This is a genomic window from Psychrobacter sp. CX14, from assembly GCF_057396205.2.
Window position 1 is genome coordinate 2,004,939 of sequence record NZ_CM183187.1, and the last position, 18,374, is coordinate 2,023,312.

14 protein-coding genes are annotated in these 18,374 nt (G+C 42.8%); 4 read left to right on the forward strand and 10 right to left on the reverse strand.

Features of this window, described 5'->3' with window-relative positions:
* Positions 1 to 154: 154 nt before the first annotated feature.
* Entirely contained in the window at positions 155 to 2,965 is a 2,811-nt protein-coding gene (locus tag AC2SLO_RS08060) for a TonB-dependent receptor domain-containing protein (RefSeq protein ID WP_486543072.1), read from the forward strand.
* Positions 2,966 to 3,680: 715 nt separating this feature from the next.
* Here the strand turns inward: AC2SLO_RS08060 and AC2SLO_RS08065 are convergent.
* The 5 genes from AC2SLO_RS08065 to AC2SLO_RS08085 all read right to left on the reverse strand — a co-directional run bounded on the left by AC2SLO_RS08065 (position 3,681) and on the right by AC2SLO_RS08085 (position 8,246).
* Positions 3,681 to 4,706, reverse strand: a complete 1,026-nt coding sequence (locus tag AC2SLO_RS08065; RefSeq protein WP_486543074.1) for a copper resistance protein B — start codon at positions 4,704 to 4,706, stop codon at positions 3,681 to 3,683.
* Positions 4,707 to 4,738: 32 nt separating this feature from the next.
* Complete coding sequence (locus AC2SLO_RS08070; protein ID WP_486543076.1) at positions 4,739 to 6,412, reverse strand: copper resistance system multicopper oxidase; 1,674 nt, start codon at positions 6,410 to 6,412, stop codon at positions 4,739 to 4,741.
* Positions 6,413 to 6,504: 92 nt separating this feature from the next.
* Positions 6,505 to 7,179 carry a DUF411 domain-containing protein gene (locus AC2SLO_RS08075; RefSeq protein ID WP_486543078.1) on the reverse strand — a complete coding sequence of 225 codons (675 nt, stop codon included), beginning with the start codon at positions 7,177 to 7,179 and terminating at the stop codon, positions 6,505 to 6,507.
* A gap of 171 nt (positions 7,180 to 7,350) precedes the next feature.
* Positions 7,351 to 7,917, reverse strand: coding sequence for a c-type cytochrome (locus AC2SLO_RS08080; RefSeq protein ID WP_486543080.1), 567 nt, complete (start codon positions 7,915 to 7,917; stop codon positions 7,351 to 7,353).
* Between the two features lie 38 nt (positions 7,918 to 7,955).
* Complete coding sequence (locus AC2SLO_RS08085; RefSeq protein WP_486543082.1) at positions 7,956 to 8,246, reverse strand: hypothetical protein; 291 nt, start codon at positions 8,244 to 8,246, stop codon at positions 7,956 to 7,958.
* A gap of 257 nt (positions 8,247 to 8,503) precedes the next feature.
* Between AC2SLO_RS08085 and AC2SLO_RS08090 the strand changes: the two genes are divergently transcribed.
* Entirely contained in the window at positions 8,504 to 9,205 is a 702-nt protein-coding gene (locus tag AC2SLO_RS08090) for a heavy metal response regulator transcription factor (protein ID WP_486543084.1), read from the forward strand.
* Positions 9,205 to 10,635 carry a heavy metal sensor histidine kinase gene (locus AC2SLO_RS08095; RefSeq protein WP_486543086.1) on the forward strand — a complete coding sequence of 477 codons (1,431 nt, stop codon included), beginning with the start codon at positions 9,205 to 9,207 and terminating at the stop codon, positions 10,633 to 10,635. Before AC2SLO_RS08090 ends, AC2SLO_RS08095 begins: the two co-directional genes overlap by 1 nt.
* Before the next feature lie 33 nt (positions 10,636 to 10,668).
* Here AC2SLO_RS08095 and AC2SLO_RS08100 read toward each other — a convergent pair whose 3' ends face one another.
* The 4 genes from AC2SLO_RS08100 to potA are packed head-to-tail and all read right to left on the reverse strand — an operon-like array spanning position 10,669 to position 14,672.
* The gene (locus AC2SLO_RS08100) at positions 10,669 to 11,829 is read right to left on the reverse strand and encodes an ABC transporter substrate-binding protein (RefSeq protein ID WP_486543088.1); all 1,161 of its coding nucleotides are present in this window, start codon (positions 11,827 to 11,829) and stop codon (positions 10,669 to 10,671) included.
* 9 nt (positions 11,830 to 11,838) lie between these two features.
* Positions 11,839 to 12,615 carry a spermidine/putrescine ABC transporter permease PotC gene (potC, locus tag AC2SLO_RS08105; RefSeq protein ID WP_486543090.1) on the reverse strand — a complete coding sequence of 259 codons (777 nt, stop codon included), beginning with the start codon at positions 12,613 to 12,615 and terminating at the stop codon, positions 11,839 to 11,841.
* Between the two features lie 10 nt (positions 12,616 to 12,625).
* Positions 12,626 to 13,531, reverse strand: a complete 906-nt coding sequence (gene potB, locus AC2SLO_RS08110; protein ID WP_486543092.1) for a spermidine/putrescine ABC transporter permease PotB — start codon at positions 13,529 to 13,531, stop codon at positions 12,626 to 12,628.
* Positions 13,524 to 14,672, reverse strand: a complete 1,149-nt coding sequence (potA, locus tag AC2SLO_RS08115) for a spermidine/putrescine ABC transporter ATP-binding protein PotA (protein ID WP_486543094.1) — start codon at positions 14,670 to 14,672, stop codon at positions 13,524 to 13,526. The genes potB and potA overlap by 8 nt, the downstream gene beginning before the upstream one ends.
* A 367-nt stretch (positions 14,673 to 15,039) precedes the next feature.
* Between potA and AC2SLO_RS08120 the strand changes: the two genes are divergently transcribed.
* Positions 15,040 to 16,026 carry a glutathione S-transferase family protein gene (locus AC2SLO_RS08120; RefSeq protein WP_486543096.1) on the forward strand — a complete coding sequence of 329 codons (987 nt, stop codon included), beginning with the start codon at positions 15,040 to 15,042 and terminating at the stop codon, positions 16,024 to 16,026.
* Between the two features lie 546 nt (positions 16,027 to 16,572).
* Here the strand turns inward: AC2SLO_RS08120 and nhaC are convergent.
* Positions 16,573 to 18,033, reverse strand: coding sequence for a Na+/H+ antiporter NhaC (gene nhaC / locus AC2SLO_RS08125; protein WP_486543098.1), 1,461 nt, complete (start codon positions 18,031 to 18,033; stop codon positions 16,573 to 16,575).
* Between the last annotated feature and the right edge of the window lie 341 nt (positions 18,034 to 18,374).

Here is an 18,374-nt window from a genome sequence, read left to right on the forward strand (position 1 = left end):
TTATAACAGTAACTTACGCTTTGTCACTAATCTGACATTGTTGTTCATCCGTACTGTGGCTTTTGTCTATCGTCATTCTTAGTTTCTGTAGTCACACGGCTCGGGCTAAAGGATGGCTTTTTATTTTTATTACTTGTCTACTAATTGGTCAATTATGAAGAAACATCCGTTATCCCTTGCTATCTCGTTAACGCTACTTTCTCTTACCGCTCACGCCCAACAGGCTCAGAGCAATACCATAGGTAGCGATTATGTCCCGCCCTCTGATTCAAACCCTTCATCTGGTGCTAATTTAAATACAGATGAGCAAGCGCCTATCACGCAGCTAGATACCATAAACGTTATAGCCGATACTCATAGCCGGCCAAGCGCATTGGCCTTCGATAATACTCAAAAAGCCAGTGATGTGGTGGTCAATCGTGAGCAGTTAAATAAGCGCTCAGCTACTTTAGGTAATGCATTGTCTGAAGAGCTTGGCATTCATAGCAATCCCTTTGGTGGCGGCTCATCAGCGCCTGTGATTCGAGGGCAAGACGGCGTGCGAGTCAAAGTTTTACAAAATGGTACAGACGTGATAGACGTGTCTAATATATCGCCGGATCACGTGATTGCCACCGATACCTTACTTGCCGAGCGCGTCGAGCTAGTGCGAGGCCCGTCTACATTACGGTACGGTACCGCCTCATCAGCAGGCGTAGTCAACGTGGTGGATAAGCGTATTCCAGATAAGATGCCCAGTGGCAATTTCAGCGATAAGGTCGAAGGAGAAGCTCTACTCCGTTATAACACCAACAGTAACGAGAAATTGGCCACAGCAGGGGCAACCTTTGCACTCAGTGATCATATTGCCATGCGAGTTGAAGGATTAAGCCGAGATGCAAATAATTACGAAGTGCCTGAATTCAATTCAGATAAGAAATTAGATTATTTACCGGACGCTTATAATCGATCAAAAGTTGGTACCGTCGGTCTGTCATGGATAGGAGATCAAGGTTATCTTGGCGCCTCTTATAGTCGCCGAGAAGACGTCTATGGTATTCCCGGTCACAATCATAATTATGACAGCTGTTATGGTCATTTTATCAATTGGCTAGGTTCAACAGAGACTGGGTTTCATGGCCGATATTATCTAAATGCTTATCCGCATTTAATGGATGACGATGACATCATCGACTTCCCTCATTTTGACGGCTGTCACGTGGGTGGTCATGCAGATGACCATGGCCATGAACACAATACTGATAATCCATTTGGCTTTGAGCATAATCATAACCACAAAGGCCCTTGGGTAGATATGACTTCAGATCGCTACGATGTACGTGGTGAGCTAAGAGACCCCATCAAAGGCATTGATAAAGTTAAATTAAGCCTAACTCATGCCGATTATTATCATGATGAAAAAGACCCTGGCAACCCCGAACGTACCACAGGTATTTCAGAAGGATTTGATCCAACCCTTGATAGAGGATATGCGTCTGCGATTTTCAAAAACAAAGGTTTTAATAGTCGATTAGAAGCCTACCATACGCCTATCAATGGGCTACAAGGTATGCTCGGCCTCCAATATCAAAAGCAAGATATGAACGCCGAAGTGCCTTATCTACCCAGCTGGGGTGATACATCTAAGGCCGATCCTCGATATTTACTTGTGCCACATACCAACAAAAACTTGAGTGTATTTGGGTTGGAGCAATATCAAATTGGCGACTTCACCTTTGAGGGCGCAGCGCGCTGGGAAAGACAAAAAACACCCGTTAAATATGACAAAGAATTATTACAACGTAAACTAGAATGGCTTAAAAACGGATTCCCAGCCCTTGACTCTACCAAGGCTGAACACCCTGATTTAAGCCCCTATGAAGAAAATGCGGTATCTTATGCTGGTGGTGTATTATGGGATTTAAATTCAAATTACCGCTTGTCTTTCACCGCATCTCATAATGAGCGTATTCCCTCACCAATGGAGCTTTACTATAACGGTAAGCATTTGGCGACCAACTCATTTGAATACGGTAACAAAAACCTTGAGAAAGAACGATCAAATAACTTTGAGCTAGGATTGTCATATTTTGGTGATAACTGGGATTATAATATCAGTGGTTATTACAATGATTTTGATAACTATATCTATAATGAGAATATCACCAAATTTGGCGACTTATATATGCGCCGTTACAATCAAACAACTGCTGATTTTTATGGACTTGAAGGCGATTTGACCTATCGCATTAGCCCAAGTCAAGAGGTGACTTTCTTTGGTGATTTTGTGCGCGGTAAAATCGGTGCATTAGACCCTATTATTGGGAAAAATATATTCTCTGATACCCCTGAGATATATGGATTAGCTGATAGCTGTCAGGGCTTGAGCGGTCAGGAGATAAAAGAAAGTGGTCGAATATCTGAATGTATCTTGATGTCTGAAGTTGAGAATCCACCTGAAATCAACTTCTATGAATGGTGCGATGCTGATCTTATGTCGGACCCTGAAGAGATGCCTTGGTGTGTTGATTTTATTTACAAGAAACTTGGTACAGATATTTTAAAACGTCCTGCTACCAATGCACCGCGTGTACCACCTGCTAGATTAGGCTTTCGCTACAATAACCACCTAACTGACAAATGGTCAGTTAATATGGATTATAGTCACGTCTTTGAACAAAACAAAGTATCTACGTCAACCATTGCTATCAAGCCTTTGGAGTATGATGAGGACGGTAACAAGCTTCAGTATGAGAATAATTCGTTATTGATGAAACCGAGATTTGTTACAGAGAACAAAACAGAAGGCTATAATTTATTAAATCTTGGTGCCGATTATGAGAGTAATTACCGTAATATTGACTATACCTTATCAATACGTGCTAATAACGTGTTGGATGAGAAAGTATATATTCATAATTCGTTCCTACCGTATGTTCCGCAAATGGGACGTAACTTCACGTTAGGATTAAATGTTAAGTTTTAGAATAATTTCATAGTTATAGCGTCAATCAGTCATAAGAGTGGCATGGACTTTATATATGATAAATATATAAAATCAGTGCTGCTCTTTTTATTTATCGATAAAACCTGCGGTATAATGTGAACCGGTAATCATAACCAACTTTACTTAATTAATTCAAAGACTGTCGGCTAATAATAACCATTTTTTATACCCTATGTACCTCAAATAATTTCGTGATAATCGTTATCAAAAGATAAAAATTCAAGAGTAATATTTATCAAAGCCTGAACAATATTTAAGGGCCCCTGACTTCCTAGACTATAAGGAATTTGTTGATGATTAAAATGATTTCACCTGTTGTTTTATGCGTTATGATTGCAAGCATAACGGGTTGTTCGACCATGACATTAGAAGACATAGAGCAAGACTATAAAAGGAAGCAGGCGTTATGCTCTGATGACTATATGGGAAAATTTCACTCTATTCCTCCTAAATTCACCGTTGATAGTGAAGGCAAGTTGATAACTGATAGTCAGATTATGCAGAATTTAGGGCCTTGCTCATCATTCATTAGGTAGGCTCGGTCATCGCTTATAACTTTAAGCTACGTAACCTCAGTGCATTACCAATCACTGACACAGACGACTGCCTTTTAGTTTTGATATAAACTGTCAGCTATTCTTCTCAAAGAGACTTATCTTTTCAAAGAGACTTAGGATGATACCTAAATAAACGATTAAAACCAGAAACTTAACCCTGCTATCACACTACTTGAATCCACCGATTCATCATGTGCTCTACGCTGTCCTCGGTTTGCACCCAGTGCTGTTTGATAACTGACACCAATATAAGGCGCTACTTGACGGTTTAGTGTCTCATAAGTGAGTCGCACTTTGGCTTCTAATTCGTTAACCCCTCTAACAATGTGCTGCTTATCATCATCTTTAACAAATGCCGTTATTTCCGCTTCAGGGATAACTACCCAATGTTGATTTAAACGCCATTCATATTCCGCACCGGCGTTTAGCCTAATCTGACCATCGGAATACACATACATATCGGCATCTGTTTCAATAAAATAAGGCGCTGTGCCTTCAATACCTGCCATGATTGCTGGTTTATCCACTGCAGTATCATAAGCAAGACCCGTATGCACATTCCAAAAAATGCCAGTCGGTTGCCAATAAGATAATGACGTTAAGCTATCAATATCATTGCCGTCTTTGGTATCGAAGCTGCCTTCAGTCTTAAATAGAAGACGCTTCTCATCACTACCATACCAAGCGTCGGCTTCAAAGTTAACCACGTCTTCATCAAAGTCATACCCCAAGTCAGAAACAGACACGCCCCACGTTGGCATATCTCCCATCATCATGGGTTGACCGAATTTGCCATAGCCGATTCCGTTTGAATAGTCAGGGCTGCGCGCATCCGCAGGCGCTTTGCCCCCTTGTATATTCGACATATTCATTGAGTCATGGTCCATCAAAACGTGATCCATGCCCGACATGTCCATCGAGCTGTGATCCATATCCGACATGTCCATCGAGCTGTGATCCATATTCGACATATCCATCGAACCGTGATCCATATCCGACATATCCATTGAACCGTAATCTATATCTGACATATCCATCGAGCTGTGATCCATATCATCATGGTTCATTATAGCCATCGGCTCTGCTGCAATTGCCAGTGAAGGCACTAGATACAACAGGGAGGCCAATCCCAGATAGTGACAACCTGTGTTATGTATTTTCATTGATCTACCTTTTGCAAACTTGCAAGCTTAAATTAAATAACGGCAACTTCACGGAACATGCCAGCTTCCATGTGATACAGCAAATGACAATGCCACGCCCATCTGCCCGCTTCACCTGTGACATCGAAGCTTATCTTTTGTGCCGGATGAACCAACATGGTGTGTTTTCGCACCTGAAACTCACCGGTAGCCGCTCTCATATCGCTCCACATACCATGCAAATGCATCGGGTGCATCATCATGGTGTCATTCACCAAGGTGATTCGAGCACGTTCGCCCGGCCTAATATTCACCGGTGTCGCATCGGCAAACTTAACCCCATCAAACGCCCAAATATAACGCTCCATATTGCCAGTCAAATGCAGCTCAATTTCACGGGTCGGCGCTCGCTGTTCAGCAAAAATTTGTTCATCAACGCTGCGCAAGCGATCGTAGGTTAAGACATCGCGCTTAATATTACGCAAATTAATACCTGGATCATCTAAGTTAGTACGTGGCATATCGACACGCATATCCGTTTTGAAATCATATTCGGTGCGGGCGTGCTTGGCATGATAGCCATTTTCCATATCCCCCATCATATCCGCCATGGTCAACCACTCTACGCCGTCCATAGTCGGCACAGCAGCACGGGTATTGTCTTTGGTCGCTAAGGTTGCGGTCACATAACCGGTGCGGTCCACATTTTGAGCAAAAATAGTGTGCGCATCTTGAGTTGGCCTGACAATGACATCAAAGGTTTCAGCCACCCCGATACGAAAATCATCAATAGATACCGGATCGACATCAATACCATCGGTGGCAACTACCGTCATTTTTAGATCCGGAATACGTACATCAAAAATAGTCTGGGCAGACGCATTAATAAATCTTAGTTTTACCGCTTGACCCGCTTTAACCTTTTTATACCAACTATCGCCAGAGGCTCTGCCATTTATCAAATAGGTAAAGGTATTTTCACCGGTCAAATCACTAAAGTCTGTGGGCATCATACGCATCTGATTCCACATCTTGCGCTTGTCCAACGCCGTTTTTAAATCGGTTTGGGCAATATCCGACAATAGCTTTTTAAAATCTGGCAGATGATAGTTATCAAAGTCAGCGCGCTGTTTTAACAGCTTTAACAAGGTATGCGGATTTTTGTATGTCCAATCGCTTAACATAACAACATGGTCTTCTGACACAGGGTGACGCTCACGGCCTTTGGGTTCAATCACAATCGCACCAAACATGCCGGTTTGCTCTTGGAAGCCTGAATGTGAGTGATACCAATAGGTACCTGATTGCTGCAATTTAAAGGTATAAGTAAAGGTGCTTTTGGGCGGAATACCATCAAAGCTAATGCCGGGCACACCATCCATTTGATAAGGCACAATCAGCCCATGCCAATGAATTGAGGTGGTTTCATCCATTTCGTTGTGCACACGAATGGTGACCGTCTCGCCCTCTTTCATCTTCAAAGTAGGCGCAGGCAGGGAGTCATTAATCAAGGTCGCTGTCGTGTTTCGCCCATTAATAACTACCGGTATTTTGCTGACATACAAATCAAATTCATTGCCGGTTAGTATTGGCGCTTCTTTGGCAGCCGGATTATAGTCACCTTTAAACTCAGTGCCCGCCCACACAGGCGCAATCATTGCTGAGCCTGCGACGAGTCCTGCGCCAGAGAGAAACTTACGTCTGTTGACGTTATTAATGTTATTCATGAGAAAACCTAATTCAAAGAGGTGGTCTAATGCATTTTTTTTAATGTGATGCATTATGCTATTTGATAGTCATTTAAGTTGTACTTTTTGATTTACAGTTGCTGCTGGGGCGTATCAACTGCCGCAAATTCTTCATATGAGCCATCTTTGTTTAATTGGAAGACTTTGTACGGCATAAACTTGCCCTCATATTCCATACCAGGGCTACCAACCGGCATGCTCGGTACGGCCAAGCCAATGGCTTTGCTTGGTGGATTATCCAAAAACTGTGCCATAAATTTAGCTGGAATATGCCCTTCAAACACATAGCCGTCATTGGTCACTGTGGTGTGACATGAGCGCATCTGCTGCGGCACACCATAGCGGTCTTTAAATACAGATAGATTCTCTGGGTGTTGTACTGACGCATGCATACCGGATTCTTCGGCATAGGCTATCCACTCAGTACAACAGCCACAATTAGGATCTTTGTAGACAGTGGCAGAGACGCTTTGGAGCAGTGGAGTACTTTGCTGATTGTGACTGGTGGTTTGAGTAAATGGTGTGTTCGCTTGAATTGGCATGACTTCTGCCTCTACCGTTTGTGAGTTGGCAGCAGAGTCAACCATAGGCTGGGACTCGGTTTGGCTTGGCGAGTTACACGCTGACAAGGTGGCCACAACGGCAAATAGCACAGAACTGCCAAATACCCGTTTGCGATAGCAACGAGTGGTTTTATGGGTTAAGTTTTTATCCAAATCTGAATAATAATGACCTGTTAGTTTCATATCGTCACCTTATTAGTTTATAACTGGCCTTGTTGCTAAAACTTACTGGTAAAGATAGGCATTATTATTGACGGATAATGCCTACTAGCGATTGTCGTCTATCCATGTGCGTCATAGGTACTCATTCAACATCTACTCATTCAGCACGGTGATAAATAGCACTGACAAATATCACTGAGCCGTCTCACTGTCAAAAGCATCCATCATCATCGCATCATCAAATCGAGTGGTCAGGATGGAGTATTGATTGCTATCAAGCTCTGGCAGTTCTCTGATAAAAGCAACCATATCCCAAAGTCGTTTGTCATCATGCGACGCACCCCATGCTGGCATACCTGAAGCCATAATGCCATGCTTAATGGCCCAAAAGCCTTGTCTTGCGCCTGCATCAGTAGCAAAACGGCTGACAACATCAGCATCTGTAAAGTTAGGCGGTCTTGGGTATAAACCCGTGCTCAAATCCGTTTGCTCGACACCCGGTGATAAATGACAGCTAGCACACATGTCTTTATAATCGGCACCGCCTGCACTGATGCTTGCTGCTTCATCGAGTTTTGGCACATCAATGTCACGGCTGGCATATTCAATAGAGCGGATACGCGCTTTTTCTAACACACCATACACCAGCGGACTGTGCTCATGATCTGCGCCTATATTGATGCGACCACTGAATACGATGACCGCCATGCCCACTGCCAACAGCAATAAACCACTCACCATCCCTAGCAAAAACTTCATTTACTACCCCTCATTGTAAGTATTTGCTCGGTGATTAATTAGTGCTGCATGCCTACGTGATCTACATTATCAGCCTGGTCGCCTTGACTCACACAGTGTTTGGCATACATTTGCTTCATCTTGCTCATATTGGTCATCATAGACTTCATTACCGAATCATTCATATCCATTTTACTGTGGTCCATGTTTTTCATCATTTGCATGTGTTTGCCCATTTTTTCACAGTTCATCTGATCTTTTTTGGCATGCAATTTAGGATCATGCGCCATAGCAGTGGTTGCGATGGTGAAAGCAGTCGTTGCCGCTAATAAAATTTTAAGAGATTTCATTTAAGTCGCCTTGAGTTATGTGTTTCTGTTGCGGGTCGATAAATAGTGTGGCAACAGAACATTTTAAAAAAGAAAACACCATCTGACACTCATCATATCGGTTCGCAAATGACATCAACATGACGCCAACATTACAAATTTGTCATCTTCAAACGGCAGGATGTTATTCTCGCAGCATATACTCTAATATAGCACCATGCCCTACAGCGCTTAGGGAAGCAAAATAGCTATTGATTGCACAAAGATATGAGGCAGGCATGAAGATTTTATTAGTAGAAGACGAAGTCACGCTGGGCGAATACATAGAAAAAGGCCTAACTGAATCAGGCTTTCTGGTTGACCATAAGCTAAATGGTTTGGACGGCTATCATGCGCTAATGTCTGAAACCTACAATGTGATTATCATGGATGTCATGTTGCCAGATGTTAGCGGGTTTGATTTGGTAAAAAACTACCGCACCGCCGGTCACATTACGCCCGTACTATTTTTGACCGCCAAAGATGATTTGGAAGACCGTATTAAAGGGATTGAGATTGGGGGTGATGATTATCTAACCAAGCCTTTTGCTTTTGCAGAATTGGTAGTACGTATTAAAAGCTTGCTAAGACGCGCCAATCAGTCCAATTATAAGAGTACTTTAATTGAACTGGCTGACTTAACACTCGATATTGCCAAGCGCACAGTACATAGGGGCAACACGCCCATTCAGCTGACTTCAAAAGAGTTTGCCCTACTGCAATTTATGCTGGAGCGAGAGGGCGAAGTGCTGCCGCGCTCAGTGATTGCTTCTCAAGTGTGGGATATGAACTTCGACAGTGACACCAACGTCATTGATGTGGCTATACGGCGCCTGCGTTTAAAAATTGATGAGGATTTTGAGCCCAAGCTCATTCATACGGTGCGCGGTATGGGCTATAAGTTAGCGGTCTTAGACAGTGCAGCACAGGATAAGCCTTAATGCCCAGTAGTCCGATCAGCACCAGAATATCTCTATTGTGGCGTACCATCTTTTTAATCACCCTATTTGTGGTGATTAGCCAAGTGATGGTGTATTTTTGGATTCAGCGCTCGGTGAGTGAGCACTTTGAGGTGATGGATGCCGAGATATTAACCCATGCAGCCTACAATCTGCGTAAGGCAGCTAATGAGCAAAATCAAGCCAGCCTCATCCAAAACAGTACCAATCACAATCACAGCGCAGGGCTTAATTATGACATTCAATTTTTCGCCTTTGATACAAGCGGTCAACCCCTTTCGCACCCTGCCAGCGCGGATACCAGCGGCTCGTCAAATGATAAGCTATTTCGAAAACTAGATATTCGCAGCCTATATCAACAACATGGCGACAGGCAGTTTGATTTGTCCTTACAGCAGCGACATTACCGCGCGATTATCATCAATAATCGGCAGACGTTATATCTAATAACCCTGCCCATTGATGTGCATCATTTATATTTAAATCAGTTTAATTTTCAACTTAGATTAATTTTAGCGGCAATTACTTTACTGCTGATATCGGTTGCCGCGTTAAGTGTGTATTGGGGCTTCTCTCCACTTTCTACCTTTGTGCAGAAGATGAAAGGCATCAGCACAGAGCAGCTTGATGAGCGCATTATAGTGAGTGATATGCCGAGCGAACTGCGACCTTTAGCCGAATCGTATAACGTGATGATGGATAAGCTAAAAGACAATTTTGAATCACTATCACGCTTCTCTGACCATATCGCGCATGAGCTGCGTACTCCGATTGCAAGCTTAAGTACCCAAACTCAAGTCATGTTAAGTCGTCCCCGCAGTACTGAGGACTACATTGAGCAGCTTCACCATCAGCATAGCGCATTAGAGCAGTTATCTGGGCTGATTAATAACATGCTGCTATTGGCAAAAACACAAAAAGGGCTGAGCGATTCGCAGTTAAAAGAGGTTAATTTAGACAGCCTGCTTGCCAAGCTTGTGGAGTATTATGAATTTATCGCTGAAGAGAGAGACATTCGCCTTATCACTCAAGGCAATTATGGCTCCGTCAAAGGCGATGAAGGCCTGCTACAACGTCTATTTGCCAATATACTGTCTAATGCCATTTACTATGCCAGAAATGACAGCACAATTAATATAGAAGCCTACTCATCTAGCCAGTCAAATCTATCACCGCAAAATACGGTGACAATTGTGATTAGCAATGAGCTTGATGAGCCTATTACTCAAGCGGAAGCCAATCGCTTATTTGAGCGCTTTTATCGGCATCATAAAAACAGTAAAACCCAAGCCGGTACCGGCTTGGGCTTGTCTATTGTCAAAGCAATCGCCAAGGCACATAACGGTCAGGTAAGTGTTAACGTCATTAAGCCAATGCTATTTGAAATGACCATTACTTTGCGCCGCAGCTAATGCCCATAATTAAACGCAGCTCTGATTAACCGCCTACATATCCACCTTTAAGCGGTCCCAGTATTGCTGATACAACGCCATCGTAGCGTCGCCTACATCTTGACGAAATAAGGCATGACCGAGTTGGTCTTCAGGCGGATAGATAATAGGATTATTCGCTATTTCCTCCGGCATGAGTGCGATGGCTGCTTTATTGGGTGTGCCATAGCCAATCTCTTCACTGATAATGGCTGAATTTTCTGGACGTAAAATAAAATCGATAAAGGTATAAGCATTTTCAAGGTTCTTGGCATTTTTTGGAATGGCCATATTATCCATCCACATAATTGCCCCCTCTTTTGGGTAGACAAAATCAAGCTCTGGCATACCTTGGTCTTGAGCCATGATGACCTCGCCATTCCATGCCAGCCCTAAATAGGTCTCCCCTTCCATAAACGGCATACGTGGTGCGTCAGAGTTGAATGTGCGAACATTGGGCATCAATTTTGATAACTTTTCATAAGCCGCTTTAATATGGTTTGGGTCTTGAGTACTTGGTGGGTAACCTAAGGTTAATAACCCCATGGTAAAGACATCGCGTAAGTCATTCATAAGCATGACGCGGCCTTCATATTCAGGACGCCATATATCATCCCATGAGGCAATAGAAGCTTTATCTATACGCTGTGTATTGACCGCTATACCTGATGACCCCCATAAATAAGGGACACTAAATTTATTACTTGGATCAAATTCAGCATCTAAAAAGGCTTGGTTTAAGTGCTTAAAGTTCGATAATTTACTATGATCTATCGTCTCAAGTAGATTCTCTTTTCGCATCTTATCGACGAAGTCAGTGCCGGGGAATATAACATCATAGTTGCCACTACCCTTAGTCAGTTTAAGCTTGGCGTACATGGCCTCATTTGAGTCAAAGGTACTATAAATAACATCAATACCGGTCTCAGCGGTAAATGCTTTGAGCACACTGTCGGAGATGTACTCCGTCCAGTTATAGACGTTGACTACATTGTTACCCGATGCGTTATTAGTTGAGGACTGATTAGCATCTGATGGGTCAGAATCTGATTCATTACCATTTGAGCCTGTGTTAGAGGGCTGGCAAGCCGTCAAACTCAGGCCGGATAAGGCTAAAAGTCCTGCCCCGGACATGCCCAAAAAACGTCTGCGTGAATACCCATTATTTGATGACATATGCGCTCCTTAACGTTTTTTGAGTAACAATAATTGTGAAATGACGAGTCCAACTAACGAGACTGCCAATAAAATTGTGCCCACCGCATTGACTTCAGGCTTGACCCCTACCCGAACCATAGAGTAGATCTGTAACGGCAAAATCTCGAAGCTTGCACCAGTATTAAAGGTAGACACCACCACATCATCTAGCGATAAGGTAAATGCCAATACCCAGCCCGCCATCACCGCAGGCAGGATAATCGGTACTAGTACAGTGCGGATCATAGTAAATTCACTGGCGCCCAGATCACGGGCGGCTTCAAGCACACTATTATCTAAGCTGCTCAATCTAGCAGAAACGGTAATCACCACAAAGGGCAGACAAAAGGTAATGTGAGCCAATAACAAGGTCACAAAGCCAAGCTCAATGCCTATGATTAAGAATAACGCGAGCAGTGATATCGCTAAAACAATCTCAGGGGACATCATTAACACAAATAGTAAACTTTTAAGTACGCCTTTGCCTTTGAAGTCATAGCGCTGAAAGGATAAGGCGGTCAGTCCTCCTATCACTGTGGTCACTGTTGCGGCGACCACCGCCAATAACACAGAATTAATCGCAGCTTGTATCATTGCCTCGTTATTAAACAGCTCATGATACCAATTAAAACTAAAACCGCCCCAGTGATAACCGACTTTGGAGGCGTTAAACGAGAACACCACCATCACCAAGATAGGTGCAAACATCACCAAATAAATCAGGGTTAAATAGAGGCGTGCCAGCCATTTAAATAAACCACTCATACCCTACTCCCTAAGTCACTTCGTGATGGTCAGTTTTGCCGATACGCTTACTACTGGCGTAATAAGCGGCTATCAATATCGCCATGGTCAGTGTTAATAACACACTGGCAGCGGCACCAAATGGCCAATCGCGCGCATCTAAGAACTGCGACTTGATAATATTACCCACCAGTAAGTTACGTGAGCCGCCCAAAATATCAGCAACATAGAACATGCCCATCGCAGGCAGTAATACTAGCAGCACGCCCGAGATAATACCCGGTGTGGTCAATGGCAAGATAATATGCCAAAAGGTCTGATATTTATTGGCACCCAAGTCCTTTGATGCGAGGACAATATCCTCACGCAAATCAGTAAATACGGCATATAACGGCAATACCATAAATGGGAATAACAAATAAACTAGCCCGCCGATTACCGCCTTTTGGGTATACAGAATTTGTAACGGCTCATCTATGAATCCCATACCAATTAATGCAGTACTTAACAGACCGTTAGCGGCGACAATCAGCTTTACCGCATACAGACGCACTAAAGAGTTGGTCCAAAATGGAATGATTAATAGCAGCATCAAAAACGACTGCCATCGTTTGGAGGCACGGCTAATTAACCAAGCAAATGGATAGCCTAATATTAAACAAATAATAGTGGTAATGGCTGCCATGCTAAGCGAATGCAAAAACACTTTGACATACAGAGGGTCTACAAAGCGTAGATAGCTATCCAACGTCAAAGGCAGTGCTAAAAAGGTATCGTCATCACGGGTCAGAAAACTTGCCAGTACTACCAGGATATTAGGAATTAATGCAAAAATAATCAGCCATGCCCATATCACAAACAAGGTAACGCGCTGAAAAGTACGTCCACTATTTTTGTTATTGACTGCCGAGGGGGTTGGTAAGGTTGATTTATTCATCAGGCAATATCCACTCCCAGCCGTCGACCCAGTCTACTCTGACCTCTTGGCCAAGCTTATAGTTAAAGTTTGGGTCATCTTCATTGAAATACTCAGAGGCTTTAATCTTATTGCCGTTTTGCAGCTCAATCACCGAATCAAGGGTACTGCCTTTATACGCACTATCAATCACGTGTCCGACTAGACCATCATAGCCTTCGTTTAAATAGTAGACTCGGATATCTTCTGGGCGTAATAACAGGTTAATACTCTGCCCCACTTGCACCTCAAACTTCGGACGTGGCAAATCTCGTATCGGATGAAAACCCTCTTTTTGTTCGATAACTTCAACCTTAATACGGCTTTCATTCACCTCAAGTACACGCGCTTTGAATAAGTTGGTCTCGCCAATAAAGTTTGCGGTAAATAAGTTCGCCGGACTCTCATAAATACGAATGGGTGAATCGATTTGCTGGAACTCACCTGCTTTCATTACCGCAATTCTATCTGACATCGATAGCGCTTCTTCTTGATCGTGGGTCACGAACACAAAGGTAATGCCAAGCTCACGCTGCAAACGTTTTAGCTCCGACTGCATTTGCACCCTCATTTTGGCATCAAGTGCAGATAGTGGCTCATCCAATAACAGCATTTTAGGACGATTCACTACCGCGCGTGCAATCGCCACACGCTGCTGCTGACCACCGGATAAATCTTGAGCACGGCGGTTAATGACATGCTCTAATTGCACCATGGCTAGCGCCTCTTGCACACGCTCTTTAATCTCCGCTTTTGGTACCTTTTTAAGCTTGAGGCCATACGCAATATTGTCAAACACATTCATATGCGGAAATAATGCATACTGCTGAAATACGGTATTAATCGGACGCTTCTCAGCGGGCAAGCCAGTAATATCAACACCATCAAGTGACATCGTACCGGCATTTGGCATCTCGAACCCGCCAATTAGGCGCAGCAAGGTGGTTTTACCACAGCCAGAAGGTCCTAATAAGGTCAAAAACTCACCGTCATAAATATCTAAGTCGATACTCTTTAAAATCTGAGTATCATCGTAGGCTTTATTTAGCCCACGGATACGCAGCAATGACTTTTTTTCTGTCGGATTTGCTGAAGTGTGTGCAGAAGATTCGTTAAGCGACATAGCAGCGATCTCATATCAAGGGGGTAAAATAGCGAGGTGCTTATCGTACATGACCTGTCACAAAAATCAACAGATGTGGGTACATTTATGTTAGGCGATTTGTGTGTCAAACCGCCTATTCAAGTGTGGCTGTTTATAAAGCTATTATAAGGTGATTGCTGTCGTTCAGACCATTTGGATGTGTTCTAAAAATCAGAACAATTAATTGCCATAACACCTGTTTATTGTTACCAAACGAAGGGGTACCATACAGATGCTGAGATTAAAAAGACATAACAATAATTTTACAACTCTCACTTTTAAGTTAATTTTTTAATTTATTCATATCAATCTATTGAAGTCACTAACATTAATTACGGAGCTCAACATGGGTTTATTAATTGAAGGTAAATGGCACGACCAGTGGTACGATACAGAAGCAACCGGTGGCCGCTTCCAGCGAGATATCTCTCGCTTTAGAAGTTGGGTTACTGTTGATGGCAGCGCAGGCCCTAGCGGTGTTGAGGGATTTAAAGCAGAGCCAAATCGTTACCATCTTTATGTTTCATTAGCCTGCCCTTGGGCGCACCGTACGCTCATTTATCGTAAGTTAAAAGGTCTAGAAGACATGATTTCAGTGTCTGTCGTACATCCTTTAATGCATGAGCATGGTTGGACATTTAATGAAGGTGATGGCGTTATCCCTGATCCAATCTTTAATGCTGATTATATGCATCAAATCTATACCAAAGCGAAATCAGATTATACCGGCCGAGTCACCGTACCTGTGCTTTGGGATAAAAAGAACAACACCATTGTAAGCAACGAATCATCAGAAATCATTCGTATGTTTAACTCAGCGTTTGATGACGTGGGCGCTAACAAAGAGGTTAACTTCTTACCAGAAGATTTACGTAGTGAGATTGATGAGCTAAACGACTACATCTACCCAAATATCAACAATGGTGTATACAAATCAGGCTTTGCAACTACCCAAGAAGCGTATGAAGAAGCAGTGGTTAGTCTATTTGAAGCACTGGATAAAATCGAGGCGCGCTTAGCGACTCGCCGTTACTTAACTGGGGATACTATTACGGAAGCAGACTGGCGCTTGTTCACGACTTTAGTCCGCTTCGACCCTGTGTATGTCGGTCATTTTAAATGTAATATCAGACGCATCGTAGACTACCCTAACCTATGGGGCTATTTACGCGACCTGTATCAAGTACCGGGCGTGGCAGAAACAGTGAATATAGATCACATCAAAACCCATTATTATGCAAGCCATGACACTATTAACCCAACCTTAGTCGTACCGGTTGGCCCAGAGATTGATTTTATGACATCACATGGTCGTGAAAAGCTATCGGCATAAATCGCTGATACGATTAAAATAAAACCCAATAAAAATAGGCTCAATAAAATAATACTAAAAAATAAATGGCCTTTAATAAAAACATAATAATGATTTAATAAAAAAAGCAGCCCTTTCCTTCAGCCCAGTTGCCGCTCCACTCCACATAGCGCAGCTGGGTTTTTTTGGTTAATATAAAACAGTAGATTGATGGTGTATTGATAGCATTATCATTCGTTAAAATATCATTACTCATGCTTGACTTAGTACCTTTGACCCGAGCCTCAACGATACAGGCAGTACTATCAGCAAGAGTATCCTTATAGACATTGGATATATTATCCAGTATCAAAAACATCAGCAACTAAGAATCATTTTATTAATTAAAACTAAATTACAATGAGTAGTTTTAATTATCATAATATAACGTATACCTTCATAAAACATGCAATATAAGCCGTCAAAAACTGCAAGTATAAAAAAACCACTCTCATAGTGAGAGTGGCTTTTTTATGCTTGACTTGATGAATTAATCTAATAATGTCTTAACTAACACACCCAGTTAAATTAACGAGCGTCTGGATGTACTAAGTTCTCCATCGCCTCGACGCGTTGCGGTTCTTCACGTGGAATGAACTTATTAAGGACTAGCCACAGCAAACCAATCAGCGGTGAAATCCAACACACAAAGGCATACGGTGCATAAGTGAGTGTGGCGGCGCCCAACGTTGCCGCAACATAACTACCACCCATATTCCAAGGAATGAGGGGTGATAATAAAGTACCAGCGTCCTCGATTGTACGGGTCAAGGTGGTTCGATTAAAGCCCATTTGCTTGTATTTGTCTTTCATTAAACGCCCCGGTAACACAAGCGTCGTATATACATCGCCAATGATAGTACCCACGCCTAATACGATGGCATAGGTCGACCCTACCAAACCGAATCTGGTCTTCACTATTTTGTTGAGCTTTGCCATGATGGCCTTTAGGGTACCGTAGTGCTCAAGAGAGCCAACAAATGCCAACGCGAAAATAGTCAACGTCACCACCCACGTCATCGACATGACGCCGCCTTTGGTCAGTAATTGATCAACGGTCTCTATGCCCGTTTTACTGACATAACCATCTTGCAATACTGTAAAGATGTCATGTACGCCGACCCCTTGTAAAAAGAAAGCGATGAGTGACGACACAAACACCCCTATCAATACAGTGGGAATGGCTGGAAATTTCATCACTGCAGCGCCAATCACCACCACAGCTGGCAAGAGCGTTATAACACTGATATTGTAGTTGGCAGAAAGCGTAGCCTGCATCTGCCTCACTGACGACATATCTACTGAGTCAGAGCTATAACTACTGCCTATCCAAGCATATAAACCCAGTGCAATCACCAGCGCTGGCAAGGTAGTTGGTAATAACCCCTTGATATGGTCCCAGATATCTATTCCTGCTGCCGCTGGCGTTAAATTTGTAGTGTCTGATAGTGGCGACATCTTATCACCAAAGAAGGCACCTGATACAATCGCGCCACCCGTTAACTCAGGCGGTAAACCCAGCCCTACTCCGATACCCATCATTGCCAGACCGACTGTACCAACCGTACCCCATGAAGAGCCCGTTGCTATGGAAATAATGGCACAAATAATACAAACCGAAACTAAAAAGGATGAAGGACTAAATATGTCAAATCCGTAATACAAAATAGTCGGCACGGTACCCGCTATAATCCAAGAGCCGACTAACATACCGACGCCCATCAGTATAATAATAGCTAGTAGGCCGACTCGGATAACACGTAAAAATCGTGACTCCATACCCTCCCAACTACGACCACGCGCTGCCATAAAAACAGCTGTAATTAAGATACCACAGGCTAACGGGATGTGAGGGGTAAAGTCTTTAAAGATGAAGAACTGCACCATCAATATCATGGCGGTGAGTACAAGAGGGGCAATATCTAATAAAAAGTTTGATGAGGCTCTATAGCCCTTTACCTCAGGATCGTAGGGCTTGTTTTTGATCATAACCGATAGGTTCTCCTTAGGGTCTGTTGAACACTTAAAAGGTTTAGCCGGATCCATAGTTTATTAAATACAATAGCAACTTATGATTGAGCGTTTAGCAACTATTAGTACCTATAACTCAACTCCTTATCTCTAATAGAGTATGCATCTAGTAGTTTTATTAATGGACAATTGTTTGGTTAAAAGAGTCATAAGGGTATAAAAATTTATGTGAGTTATCAAGTGTTAGACTAAAAAAACTGACGTTTTAAACCGTAATATAATTATAGCTAGGCAGCTTTTGGGTTAGTAATAAAAACCGCCCTATTTTTAAGGACGGTTTATGTGAAACAAAATAACAA